Annotated in this window: 10 protein-coding genes and 1 pseudogene; 7 read left to right on the forward strand and 4 right to left on the reverse strand. The window is 61.5% G+C overall.

Features of this window, described 5'->3' with window-relative positions:
* Positions 1-3 precede the first annotated feature (3 nt).
* Both ACYASU_RS22355 and lnt read left to right on the forward strand, forming a co-directional pair.
* Positions 4-846, forward strand: coding sequence for an HlyC/CorC family transporter (locus ACYASU_RS22355; RefSeq protein WP_065988361.1), 843 nt, complete (start codon positions 4-6; stop codon positions 844-846).
* 26 nt (positions 847-872) lie between these two features.
* A complete protein-coding gene (gene lnt / locus ACYASU_RS22360) occupies positions 873-2393 on the forward strand; it encodes an apolipoprotein N-acyltransferase (RefSeq protein WP_463584094.1) in 1521 nt (506 codons plus the stop codon).
* 381 nt (positions 2394-2774) lie between these two features.
* Here lnt and ACYASU_RS22365 read toward each other — a convergent pair.
* The 3 genes and pseudogenes from ACYASU_RS22365 to ACYASU_RS22375 form a co-directional block, all read right to left on the reverse strand.
* Positions 2775-3250 (reverse strand): annotated as a pseudogene (locus tag ACYASU_RS22365) (REP-associated tyrosine transposase).
* A gap of 476 nt (positions 3251-3726) precedes the next feature.
* A complete protein-coding gene (locus ACYASU_RS22370; protein WP_463584095.1) occupies positions 3727-4488 on the reverse strand; it encodes a YdcF family protein in 762 nt (253 codons plus the stop codon).
* A gap of 85 nt (positions 4489-4573) precedes the next feature.
* Complete coding sequence (locus ACYASU_RS22375; protein ID WP_346631217.1) at positions 4574-4945, reverse strand: hypothetical protein; 372 nt, start codon at positions 4943-4945, stop codon at positions 4574-4576.
* A 300-nt stretch (positions 4946-5245) separates the two neighbouring features.
* On the opposite strand from ACYASU_RS22375, the gene leuS reads away from it, so the two are divergent.
* The 5 genes from leuS to ACYASU_RS22400 all read left to right on the forward strand — a co-directional run bounded on the left by leuS (position 5246) and on the right by ACYASU_RS22400 (position 11304).
* Complete coding sequence (gene leuS / locus ACYASU_RS22380; RefSeq protein ID WP_463584096.1) at positions 5246-7852, forward strand: leucine--tRNA ligase; 2607 nt, start codon at positions 5246-5248, stop codon at positions 7850-7852.
* Between the two features lie 88 nt (positions 7853-7940).
* Positions 7941-8546 (forward strand): LPS-assembly lipoprotein LptE, encoded by a 606-nt coding sequence (locus ACYASU_RS22385; RefSeq protein WP_463584097.1) that lies wholly within the window; start codon positions 7941-7943, stop codon positions 8544-8546.
* Between the two features lie 42 nt (positions 8547-8588).
* Complete coding sequence (gene holA / locus ACYASU_RS22390) at positions 8589-9626, forward strand: DNA polymerase III subunit delta (RefSeq protein ID WP_346627663.1); 1038 nt, start codon at positions 8589-8591, stop codon at positions 9624-9626.
* Positions 9627-9721: 95 nt separating this feature from the next.
* Positions 9722-9880: an alternative ribosome rescue factor ArfA gene (gene arfA, locus ACYASU_RS22395; protein ID WP_463584098.1), complete on the forward strand. Its 159-nt coding sequence runs from the start codon at positions 9722-9724 to the stop codon at positions 9878-9880.
* 86 nt (positions 9881-9966) lie between these two features.
* Complete coding sequence (locus ACYASU_RS22400) at positions 9967-11304, forward strand: lytic murein transglycosylase (RefSeq protein ID WP_463584099.1); 1338 nt, start codon at positions 9967-9969, stop codon at positions 11302-11304.
* A gap of 87 nt (positions 11305-11391) precedes the next feature.
* Here ACYASU_RS22400 and lipA read toward each other — a convergent pair whose 3' ends face one another.
* Positions 11392-12381, reverse strand: coding sequence for a lipoyl synthase (gene lipA / locus ACYASU_RS22405; RefSeq protein WP_192173834.1), 990 nt, complete (start codon positions 12379-12381; stop codon positions 11392-11394).
* Positions 12382-12389: the final 8 nt, after the last annotated feature.

Below are 12389 nucleotides of genomic sequence, written 5' to 3' on the forward strand. Positions count from 1 at the left end.
GCTATGAGCGAAGACCGATCGAGCAACGGGCAAAAGTCATGGTTGGGCAAACTGACCCAGGCATTTGCCCATGAGCCGAAAAACCGCCAGGAGCTGCTAGAGCTGCTGCGCGAAGCCCATCAGAACAAGCTGCTGGACAGTGAAGCGCTGGCCATCGTCGAAGGCGCCATTCAGGTCGCTGACCTGCAGGTCCGCGACATCATGGTGCCGCGTTCGCAGATGATCAGCATCAAGGCCAGCCAGACCCCACGCGAGTTTCTGCCTGCCGTGATCGATTCGGCGCACTCGCGCTACCCGGTCATCGGTGAAAGCCACGATGACGTGCTGGGCGTCTTGCTCGCCAAGGACCTGCTGCCGCTGATTCTCAAGGAAGACGGTGGCAGCGGCGACGTGAAAAGCCTGCTACGCCCGGCGACCTTCGTCCCTGAATCCAAGCGTCTGAACGTGCTGCTGCGGGAATTCCGCGCCAACCACAATCACATGGCCATCGTCATCGACGAATACGGCGGCGTGGCGGGTCTGGTGACCATCGAAGACGTGCTCGAACAAATCGTCGGCGACATTGAAGACGAGCATGACGTCGAGGAAGACAGCTACATCAAGCCGCTGCCCAGTGGCGACTTCCTGGTCAAGGCGCTGACCCCGATCGAGAGCTTCAACGAGTTCTTCGACAGCGGGTTCTCAGATGACGAATTCGACACCGTCGGCGGTCTGGTGATGAATGCGTTCGGGCACCTGCCCAAGCGTAATGAAATCACCGAAATCGGCGCGTACCGTTTCCGCATCCTGAATGCCGACAGCCGTCGTATTCACTTGCTGCGCCTGAGCCCGATCAACCGCACGTGATGCCCTACCCGCTTTAAGGAATGTAAATGCGCTGGATCACCCGCCCCGGCTGGCCCGGTAACCTGCTAGCCATGGTGGCCGGCGCGTTGATTACCCTGGCCCTGGCACCCTTCGATATCTGGCCACTGGCGATTGTCGCGCTGGTGGTTTTCTATCTCGGTCTGCGCGACCTTACACCCCGTCAGGCCCTCTGGCGCGGTTGGTCCTACGGATTTGGCCTGTTCGGCGGCGGCACCAGCTGGATTTACGTCAGCATCCACACCTATGGCGAGGCGCCGGTCTGGCTGGCGGCCTTCCTGATGGTGCTGTTTTGCGCGGCGGTGGCGTTTTTCTTCGCCCTGCCGGCATGGATTTGGGCCCGCTGGATCCGCCGTAACGAAGCCCCGCTGGCGGATTCACTGGCCTTTGCCGCCTTGTGGTTCGGCCAGGAAATGTTTCGCGGCTGGTTCCTCACCGGTTTCCCCTGGCTGTATTCCGGCTACAGCCAACTCGACGGCCCGCTCACAGGGCTCGCGCCATTGGGCGGCATGTGGCTGATCTCCTTTGTGCTCGCGCTGACTGCAGCGCTGCTGTGCAATCTGCCCCGTTTGCGGACGCGCGCCCCGAAGTTGGCGGCTGGCATTGTGTTGCTGCTGGCGCCGTGGGTTGCCGGGCTGGCGCTGAAGCATCACGCCTGGACCGAGCCTTCGGGCAAGCCGCTGACCGTTGCAGCCATGCAGGGCAACGTCGAGCAGAGCATGAAGTGGGACCCGGCGGCGCTCAACGCGCAACTCGCGCTGTACCGGGACATGACCTTCACCTCGAAAAAAGCGGACCTGATCATCTGGCCGGAAACCGCCGTGCCGGTGCTCAAGGAGTCGGTCGAAGGTTATCTGTCGGTGATGGGCAAGTTTGCGGCCGAGCGGGATTCGGCGTTGATCACCGGGGTACCGCTGCGAGAAAAAGGCACCCACGGGGAATACCGTTACTACAACGCCATCACCGTAACCGGCGAAGGCGACGGCACTTATCTGAAGCAGAAGCTGGTGCCGTTTGGTGAGTACGTGCCGTTGCAGGACCTGCTGCGTGGACTGATTACCTTCTTCAACCTGCCGATGTCCGACTTTGCGCGCGGCCCGTCCGGGCAGTCGCTGTTGCAGGCCAAGGGTTATGAGATCGCGCCGTTCATTTGTTACGAAGTGGTGTACCCGGAGTTCGCCGCCGGGCTCTCGGCGCAAAGCGATCTGCTGCTGACGGTGAGCAACGACACGTGGTTCGGCACCTCGATCGGCCCGCTGCAGCATTTGCAAATGGCGCAAATGCGCGCACTGGAAGCCGGCCGCTGGATGATCCGCGCCACCAACAACGGCGTCAGCGCGCTGATCAACCCGTTTGGCGAAATCACCACCACCGTGCCGCAGTTCGAGCGCGCCGTGATGTACGGCGAAGTGACCCCAATGCAGAACCTCACGCCCTACCTGCACTGGCGCTCATGGCCGCTGATCGTGCTTTCGCTGCTGCTGATCGGCTGGGCGTTCTTTGCAGGAAGGATGGCAAAGGCGGTGTGAGCCCTCGACCGCAGCCAGCTTCGCTGACTGCGCTCGATCCACAATTGGCCTCCACCAGCCTGACTGAATGCATGCGGTCCATAGTGGGACCGGCTTCAGCCGGGAAGAGGCCAGTTTGCGCACCATCAGATTTGCGGTGTGACACCCGACGCCTTCCCGGCTAAAGCCGGTCCCACAATAAATCGCAGCCGGTCCCGATGACTTAGTAAGGTCCCACCATTGAGCAACACCGGCCTGACCGAATGCCTACGGTCCATTAGTGGGACCGGCTTCAGCCGGGAAGAGGCCAGTTCGAACACCCTCACTTTCGCGGTGTGATGCCTGACGCATTCCCGGCTAAAGCCGGTCCCACTAAGAGCACGCGGTGTGTCAGTAAGACAGCTAAAGGCAGTCCCACCCAAGCATCCATTCGCAGTCCCACAGGGGATAGTCACCCCGGCGCATTACCAGCCCTGCCCGGATTGGGTTGTTAATGACATAGCGAGCTATTTCAACGAGGTCCTCATCGGCCCTGACCCCGTGATCGTGATAACCCTTCTGCCATGTCATTTTTTTGCGCCATGTGCCTTGTTCACTGCGAAAGCGGTTCTGCCCTTCAGCGCTTGCATGAGCGCAGGCAGTGATCCTGACTTGAGTTCAAACAGCCAATGCAGATGATCAGGCATAAGCACCCAGGCGAATGAGTGCACAACGCCTGAGTCGTGCAAACGTTTCATTTCCTGAACCGCCAGGCGGCCTATTTGAATATCACTGAACAGAGGGGCGCGATCCTTCACCACAGAGGTTACGAGATAGACGTTCCCCTGTTGGGAATATCGACCGATACGCAAAGACCGTTCATGTTTGCTTCCATGCATCCTGCCGCTCTCCGTCGTTGTGAAGGCGAACAGTAAAAGCAGTGAACCCCTTTACCTATAGCGGGTGGGTATCGAGAGATTTCTGATAGATGATGACATCCCCATGGGACCGGCTTCAGCGGGGAGAGGCCCGCATGAACACCATCAATTTCGCGGTTTATCACCCGACGCCTCCCGGCTAAAGCCGGTCCCACATTAAACCGCAGCCAGTCCCGCTGAACACGTACGGTTCCACCATTGGGCCACCGCCAGTCCCGCTGAGTGCGCACGATCTTACAATTGGGCACCAGCCTGACTGGATGCATGCGGTCTATTAGTGGGACCGGCTTTAGCCGGGAAGAGGCCAGTTTGCGCATCATCAGATTTGCAGTGTGACACCCGGCGCCTTCCCGGCTAAAGCCGGTCCCACTAACAGCACGCGCGGCGTCAGGGGATACGCACTGTGACAGCGGGACCAAACGCCTGCTCTGCCCAGGTCACCGGTAAAACAAGCGATAGCCCACCAGTCCCGCCGCTTCATTGATCAATTGCCCGTTCTGCCACACCGCCCTCGCCTCCGGCGTCCAGCCGCCGAAGGGGCGGGCGTTGTCAACGCTCAGGAATCCGACCGGCGCCGGAACCACGTCAAATCCGGCTTTCTCGAAACTCCACACCGAACGCGGCATGTGCCACGCCTGGGTGACCACGACCACGCGCTTGATGCCCTGGGGCAACAAGATCGCGGCGGTCATGTTGGCGTTTTCCCATGTCGTGCGGCTTTCGCCTTCCTGCCAACGGACATTCACGCCGAAGTCGTCGCGCAGGGAGTCAGCCATGATCGCCGCCTCGCTCGGTGGCTCGCCGTAATGCAGCCCGCCCGTGGTGAGGATCGGCAAACCGGACGCTTTCGACAGACGCGCGGCGTATCGCATGCGCTCCAGCGCCACGCCCGTTGGGATATCAGTGCCCCAGCTCGGGTCATTGCGTTCGCGGCCTGACCCCAAAATCACAATGGCATCGGCGCGCTGGGCCAATGTTGCCCACTCGCTACGCGGCAGCGGCGGAATGCTCTCGATGCCTTTCGCCGACCACTCCACCACAATGGGCAGACTCATTGCGGTCATGCCGCCAACGCCGATGAAAAACAGCACCCGCGCCAACACCGGCCGGCGATTTTTCAACCACCAGGCGAGCGCCAACAACAGCAGGAAAAGGCCCGGAGGCAGTAGCAGGTTTTTGATGAAATAACGAACGGGCATCGGGCATCTCCAAAGATGCCCGAAGCCTAGAAGCAATGACGCTAAGCAGCAATGCTCGATTGGCCGGGGTCAGCCCCCGCAGAAGTTAACGCTTGAAATGTTTGGTGGAACTGTAGCGACTCAACTTTGCCGACACCTTGGCTCGGCGCTGCTCCTTGAGCCAGATGACATTGGCTTGAGGATGCGGCGCTCGCATCGACTCGGAAGGCTCCCGTGAGGTGCTGGAACTTCCCCTCGTGATGATCGAAGAATCTTCTTTGATAACGATTTCGGTCCTGCCCAGATAAGCCTCGATCAACTGAAACTCGGCGTGGCTCAATCCACGCAACTCAAGCTCGGCGGGGGATTCGTTTCGAAGCCGCACCGCCGTTTTTGCTGTGTCCAGAGCCAGGCCCAGACGATCGATCAAACGGTCATACACATCAGGTTGCTCTACTTCATGCTGCAGCTCTGCCATCCGCTCACCTCACTGAAGATAAACGCTTACCCCCGTCAGTGAGCTTAGCGCCACTGCAAAAACCGGCGCGGTGCCGCGACCAACGGCGGATGCCGCAGATGCCGAGTCTTGAGCACGCAATCAGGGTTTCCCTCGGCTTGGTAGCCTCATGTATGCTACGGCGCTTCCTGTAAATCCACTTCCGCCCAACCGGGCATGGATGCATCGCAATGCGGACGGCCTCGTCTGGCATGCGAAGGCTTCCTGATCCGGTCACGCCGAGAAGCGGTCAAGGGTCACTCATTTCAGCCAAAAGTAGCCATGCACGAACTCTACCAGCCCCGCGAAATCGAAGCCGCCGCCCAGACCTTCTGGGACGAGCAAAAGTCTTTTGAAGTCAGTGAACAGCCAGGCAAGGACACCTTCTACTGCCTGTCGATGTTCCCTTACCCCAGCGGCAAGCTACACATGGGTCATGTGCGCAATTACACCATCGGCGACGTGATCGCCCGCTACCAGCGCATGCAAGGCAAAAACGTGCTGCAGCCGATGGGCTGGGACGCGTTCGGCATGCCGGCGGAAAACGCTGCGATGAAGAACAACGTCGCCCCCGCCAAGTGGACCTACGAAAACATCGCCTACATGAAGAACCAGCTCAAGAGCCTGGGTCTGGCGATCGACTGGTCCCGCGAAATCACCACCTGCAAACCCGATTACTACCGCTGGGAACAATGGCTGTTCACTCGCCTGTTCGAAAAAGGCGTGATCTACCGCAAGAACGGCACCGTGAACTGGGACCCGGTCGACCAGACCGTTCTGGCCAACGAGCAAGTCATCGACGGGCGCGGCTGGCGTTCGGGCGCGGTGATCGAAAAACGCGAAATTCCGATGTACTACTTCAAGATCACCGCCTACGCGGATGAGCTGCTGGAGAGCCTCGACGAGTTGCCGGGCTGGCCTGAACAGGTCAAGACCATGCAGCGCAACTGGATCGGCAAATCCCGTGGCATGGAAGTGCAGTTCCCATACGACCAGGCGTCGATCGGCGAAGCCGGCACCCTGAAAGTCTTCACCACCCGCCCCGACACCCTGATGGGCGCGACCTATGTGGCCGTTGCCGCCGAGCACCCGCTGGCGACCCTGGCTGCGCAGAACAATCCCGAGCTGCAAGCGTTCATCAACGAATGCAAGAGCGGCAGCGTCGCCGAAGCGGACGTCGCCACCCAGGAAAAGAAAGGCCTGCCGACCTCGCTGTTCGTCGAGCACCCGCTGACCGGCGAGAAGCTGCCGGTGTGGGTCGCCAACTACGTGCTGATGCATTACGGCGACGGCGCGGTTATGGCCGTTCCTGCCCACGACGAACGCGATTTCGAGTTCGCGACCAAGTACAGCCTGCCGATCAAAGCCGTTGTGCGCACCAGCGCGGGCGATGAAACCCCTGCGCCCTGGCAGGACGCATACGGCGAGCACGGTCAGCTGATCAACTCCGGCGAGTTCGACGGCCTGGATTTCGCGGGTGCTTTCGACGCGATGGAAGCCGCGCTGCTCAAGAAAGAACTCGGCAAGTCACGCACCCAGTTCCGCTTGCGCGACTGGGGCATCAGTCGCCAGCGCTACTGGGGCTGCCCGATCCCGATCATTCACTGCGACACCTGTGGCGACGTGCCTGTCCCGGAAGATCAACTGCCGGTCAAGCTGCCTGAAGACGTGGTACCGGACGGCGCTGGCTCACCACTGGCGCGCATGCCCGAGTTCTACGAGTGCAGCTGCCCGACCTGCGGCGCGCCGGCCAAGCGCGAAACCGACACCATGGACACCTTCGTCGAGTCCTCGTGGTACTTCGCCCGCTACGCCTCGCCTCACTACGAGGGCGGCATGGTCGACCCGAAGGCCGCGAATCACTGGCTGCCGGTTGATCAATACATCGGCGGTATCGAACACGCGATCCTGCACCTGCTGTACGCGCGCTTCTTCCACAAGCTGATGCGCGACGAAGGCCTGGTCAGTTCCAACGAGCCGTTCAAGAACCTGCTCACCCAAGGCATGGTCGTGGCCGAGACGTTCTATCGTCTGGAAGCCAACGGCAGCAAAACCTGGTTCAACCCGGCTGATGTCGAGTTTGAACGCGACAGCAAGGCCAAGATCATCGGCGCCAAACTGATTGCCGATGGCCAGCCGGTTGAAATCGGCGGCATCGAAAAGATGGCGAAATCGAAGAACAACGGCGTCGACCCTCAGTCGATGATCGACCAGTACGGCGCCGACACCTGCCGCCTGTTCATGATGTTCGCCTCGCCACCTGACATGAGCCTGGAATGGTCTGATTCCGGCGTGGAAGGCTCGCACCGCTTCCTCAAGCGCGTCTGGCGCCTGGCTCAGGCCCACGTGACGGCGGGCGCTGCAAGCGCACTCGACAAAAGCGCGCTGAACGACGACCAGAAGGCCATTCGCCGCTCGATTCACCTGGCCATCAAGCAGGCCGGTCAGGACGTTGGGCAGCATCACAAATTCAACACCGCTATCGCTCAGGTGATGACGCTGATGAACGTGCTGGAAAAAGCGCCGCAGGCTTCGGCTCAGGACCGCGCGCTGTTACAGGAAGGTCTGGAGACGGTCGCGCTGTTGCTGGCGCCGATCACCCCGCACATCAGCCACGAGCTGTGGGCGGCACTGGGCCACTCCGATCCGATCATCGACGCCGGCTGGCCTGTGGTCGATGACTCGGCACTGGTGCAGGACACGTTGCAGCTGGTGATTCAGGTCAACGGCAAACTGCGTGGTCATATCGAGATGCCGGCCAGCGCCACCCGCGAGGAAGTCGAGGCGGCCGCACGGATCAACGAAAACGTGCTGCGCTTCATCGACGGCCTGACCATCCGCAAAGTGATCGTGGTGCCGGGCAAACTGGTAAACATCGTCGCCAGCTGACGCAATCATCGGGCGCCTGTCTGCAGGCGCCGCATCAACTTCAAGAACCCGGGATGCCGGGTTCTAACGGATTCAAGGGAGCAACAAGATGATCAAACGCAATCTGCTGGTAATGGGACTCGCGGTTCTGCTGAGCGCCTGCGGTTTCCAGCTGCGCGGCACCGGCACCAACGCCCTGTCGATCAAGGAACTGGACGTGAGCGCGCGCGATGCTTACGGCGACGTCGTCACTCAACTGCGTCAGACGCTGACCAATAGCGGCGTACATGTCTACACCGGCGCCCAGTACAAATTGTTCATCGCCCGTGAAGACGAGACCCAGCGCACAGCCAGCTACGCAGGTTCCGGCCGCTCCGCCGAATACGAGCTGACCACCGTGCTGAAGTACGAGATTCATGGCAGCAAAGACGTCCTGCTGCTTGATGACTCCGTGCAGTCGCAGAAAGTCTTCGTCCATGACGGCAACAACCTGATCGGCTCTGACCAGGAAGCCGCGCAGATCCGTAAGGAAATGCAAAGCGACCTCGTGCAAAAAGTGCTGGCCCGTCTGCAGCAACTGACGCCTGAGCGCCTCGATGAACTGCAAGCCAAAGCCGACGCCGCTGCCCGCGCCCAGGCTGATGCCGAAGCTGCAGCTCAACGCATTCGCGACGAGACGCCACAGCAGTCGCCTATCGAAATCCCGTCCAAGTGACGGCATCGGGGCCGGTTCGCCGGCCCTGATCTTTTCTGACCCATGAAACTCGCCCCCGCCCAGCTTTCCAAACACCTGCAAGGCACCCTTGCGCCCGTCTACATCGTCAGCGGCGATGACCCGCTGCAGTGTCAGGAGGCCTGCGACGCCATTCGTGCGGCTGCGCGCCAGCAGGGCTATGACGAACGTCAGGTGTTCAGCGCCGATTCGAGCTTCGACTGGGGCACCCTGCTCCAGGCGGGCGCGAGCATGTCGCTGTTCGCCGAGCGCCGGCTGTTGGAGTTACGCCTGCCGTCCGGTAAACCCGGCGACAAAGGCGCCGCCGCGCTGCTGGAATACTGCGGTCGTCCCGCCGAAGACACGCTGCTGCTGATCAGCCTGCCCAAGCTCGACGGCTCGGCGCAGAAAACCAAATGGGGCAAGGCGCTGGTTGAAGGGCCGCAGACTCAGTTCGTGCAGATCTGGCCGGTGGACGCCAGCCAGTTGCCGCAATGGATTCGTCAGCGCCTGTCACAAGCCGGCCTGGCAGCAACGCCGGACGCCATCGAACTGATCGCTGCGCGGGTGGAAGGCAACTTGCTGGCCGCTGCGCAGGAAATCGAAAAGCTCAAGCTGATGGCCGAGGAAGGCCAGATCACGGTCGAAACCGTGCAGGCGGCGGTGGCTGACAGCGCGCGCTTCGATGTTTTCGGTCTGACTGACGCCATCCTCAACGGCGAAGCGGCCCATGCGCTGCGAATGCTCGAAGGCCTGCGTGGCGAAGGCGTCGAACCTCCGGTCATTCTCTGGGCGCTGTCCCGCGAGCTGCGTGTGCTGGCCAATCTGGCGTTGCAGTTCAGTCAGGGCATTCCGCTGGACAAAGCCTTCAGTCAGGCGCGCCCGCCCATCTGGGACAAGCGCAAGCCGTTGATGAGCAAGGCCCTGCAACGCCACTCCGCGCGACGCTGGGGTCAGCTGTTGATGGACGCGCAACACATCGACGCGCAAATCAAAGGACAGGCCCAAGGCTCGGTCTGGAGCAGCCTGAGTCGACTGACGCTGCTGATGGCGGGACAACGGCTGGCATTGCCAGCGGAATAATATGTAACCTTTCGATAGCTCAGGTTAATTGGACAGCGGCGCCGAAGTGGCCGAATATCCCCGCTGCTCCACCCCACCACTTGAGCGAGAACGCCATGAGCAAAGCCAAAAAGCGGCCGAACAAGGCCAAATCCATCATCGCCCAGCCACTGTTCCGCAGCCGTCAGGAACAACCCGGCAAAGGCAAAGGCAGCTACCGCCGCGAAGCCTTCCAGTCTAAAAGCTGGGAGGCTTCTTCCCTTATGGCGGCTTGAAAACTTCAGGTTACTGACTGACGCCCCACCAACAGGGCCGGCATGTTAAGGTCTGCACCTTCCGGTTTAGCCCTGTGGACCCCAGAATGCCCCCAAGCTTTCCCCGTCGCTGGCACCTTCGCCAGTTGATCGCCGCCTCCAGCCTCTTCGCGCTGGTTGCCTGTGCCGAGCAGCCTACCGCTGCCGTTGCCACCCCTCTCCAGTCCGCGCCCGCGGCCCAAGTCGTCAAGAACCTGCCCACGCCTTCAGGCGCTGTTGCGCAACCCGACGACGCCAACTTTGAAATCCAGCCCGCGATGAGCTTCAGCGAGTGGCAGAGCCAGTTCCGTGCTCTGGCGGTGAACGCGGGTGTGCGGCCCGATGTGTTCGATAGCGCGTTTGCCGGCGTCACCCCGGACATGAGCGTGGTCAAGGCCGATCGCAGCCAGCCGGAGTTCAGCCGCCCGGTGTGGGAATACCTCGATGGCGCCATGTCGGCTGTACGCGTGCGCAAGGGTCAGGCCCTGCTCAACCAATACGCCGACGCGCTGAGCGCCATCGAGCAGCGTTATGGCGTCGATCGCCAGGCACTGGTCGCCGTGTGGGGCATGGAGAGCAGCTTCGGCCAGTTCCAGGGCACGCAATCGGTGATTCGCTCACTGGCGACGCTGGCCTATGAAGGCCGCCGACCGCAGTTTGCCCAGGACCAGCTGATCGCCGCGCTGCAGATCATCCAGCATGGCGATATCGACGCGCCGAGCATGCTGGGCTCGTGGGCCGGCGCCATGGGCCAGACGCAGTTCATCCCGACGACCTACAACACCCACGCGGTGGATTTCGACGGCGACGGTCGCCGTGACATCTGGAACTCCCCCACCGACGCCCTCGCCTCCACCGCACATTACCTGCAAAGCTCGGGCTGGCAGAAAGGCCAGCCGTGGGGCTTTGAGGTGCAACTGGCTCAGGGTTTCGACTACGCGCTGGCCGACGCTTCAACCCGTAAATCCATCAGCGAATGGCAACAGCTGGGGCTGAAGCTACCAAACGGTTCAGCGTTGCCGGCCAATTTGCTGCAACAGCAGGCGGCCTTGCTGCTGCCTGCGGGCTACAAGGGCCCGGCCTTTCTGGTGATGGACAACTTCCGCGCCATCCTCAAGTACAACAACTCGTCGTCCTATGCACTGGCCATCGGGTTGCTGTCCGAGCGGTTCAGTGGCGGCGGTTATGTGCAGGGCAGCTGGCCGCGGGGTGATCGTCCGCTGAGCCGCTCCGAGCGTATCGAGTTGCAGACGCTGCTCTCGGCCCGACAGTACGACGCAGGCGCCCCGGACGGGATCATCGGCGCCAACACGCGTAAGGCGATTCGCAGTGCACAGCAATCCTTTGGCTGGCCGGCGGACGGGTACCCGACGCAAGAGCTGCTGCAGCAGTTGCGCCAGCCGTAAATTCCGGCACAGCTAAACGCAACGCAAAAAAACGGGCCGGATATTTCTATCCGGCCCGTTTTGCTTTCTGCATCAACGACGCTGTGATCAGCCCGCCGTGAGCAGCGACTTGACCAGCTTGGCTTGTTCGTCCGCGTGGTACGAGGAGCGAACCAGCGGGCCAGAGGCGACGTTCTTGAAGCCCATCTTGTAACCTTCTTCGGCGAACCAGTCGAAGACGTCCGGGTGGACGAAGCGCTGGACCGGCAAATGGTTGCGCGACGGTTGCAGGTACTGACCCAGGGTCAGCATGTCGATGTTGTGCTCGCGCATGCGCTGCATGACTTCGATGACTTCTTCGTCGGTCTCGCCCAGCCCCAGCATCAGCCCGGATTTGGTCGGGACGTGAGGGACCATTTCCTTGAAGCGCTTGAGCAAGGTCAGCGACCACTGGTAATCCGAACCCGGGCGCGCAGCCTTGTACAGACGCGGCACGGTTTCCAGGTTGTGGTTGAACACGTCTGGCGGCGTCGCGGCGGTGATTTCCAGCGCGATGTCCATGCGGCCACGGTAATCCGGGACCAAGGTCTCCAGCTGCACGTTTGGTGACAGCAGGCGGATCTCGCGAATGCAGTCGGCAAAGTGCTGGGCACCGCCGTCGCGCAGGTCGTCCCGGTCAACGGAAGTGATCACGACGTACTTGAGTTTCAGGTCGGCGATGGCGACGGCCAGGTTCTTCGGCTCATCGGTGTCCAGCGCTTTCGGACGGCCATGACCGACGTCGCAGAACGGGCAGCGACGGGTGCAGATGTCGCCCATGATCATGAAGGTCGCGGTGCCGCCGGAGAAGCACTCGCCCAGGTTCGGGCAAGACGCCTCTTCGCACACGCTGTGCAGCTTGTGCTTGCGCAGCAGCGCTTTGATGCGGTCGACTTCCGGCGAGACCGGGATGCGCACGCGAATCCAGTCCGGCTTCTTCGGCAGATCGACCGTCGGAATGATCTTCACCGGGATGCGCGCGACTTTCTCCGCGCCGCGCAGCTTCACGCCGGCCTCCACTTTCGGACGCGCCACACGCTCGGGCGTGGTCACGCTCACCGTCGGGA

Source organism: Pseudomonas sp. HP_12, from assembly GCF_055283955.1.

What these genes read in the sequence shown, in the direction of transcription:
- ACYASU_RS22400 (WP_463584099.1), top strand. Translation starts at nt 9,967, where the DNA reads ATGCCCCCAAGCTTTCCCCGTCGCTGGCACCTTCGCCAGTTGATCGCC.
- ACYASU_RS22370 (WP_463584095.1), bottom strand. Translation starts at nt 4,488, where the DNA reads ATGCCCGTTCGTTATTTCATCAAAAACCTGCTACTGCCTCCGGGCCTT.
- ACYASU_RS22385 (WP_463584097.1), top strand. Translation starts at nt 7,941, where the DNA reads ATGATCAAACGCAATCTGCTGGTAATGGGACTCGCGGTTCTGCTGAGC.
- leuS (WP_463584096.1), top strand. Translation starts at nt 5,246, where the DNA reads ATGCACGAACTCTACCAGCCCCGCGAAATCGAAGCCGCCGCCCAGACC.
- ACYASU_RS22375 (WP_346631217.1), bottom strand. Translation starts at nt 4,945, where the DNA reads ATGGCAGAGCTGCAGCATGAAGTAGAGCAACCTGATGTGTATGACCGT.
- ACYASU_RS22355 (WP_065988361.1), top strand. Translation starts at nt 4, where the DNA reads ATGAGCGAAGACCGATCGAGCAACGGGCAAAAGTCATGGTTGGGCAAA.
- lnt (WP_463584094.1), top strand. Translation starts at nt 873, where the DNA reads ATGCGCTGGATCACCCGCCCCGGCTGGCCCGGTAACCTGCTAGCCATG.
- holA (WP_346627663.1), top strand. Translation starts at nt 8,589, where the DNA reads ATGAAACTCGCCCCCGCCCAGCTTTCCAAACACCTGCAAGGCACCCTT.
- arfA (WP_463584098.1), top strand. Translation starts at nt 9,722, where the DNA reads ATGAGCAAAGCCAAAAAGCGGCCGAACAAGGCCAAATCCATCATCGCC.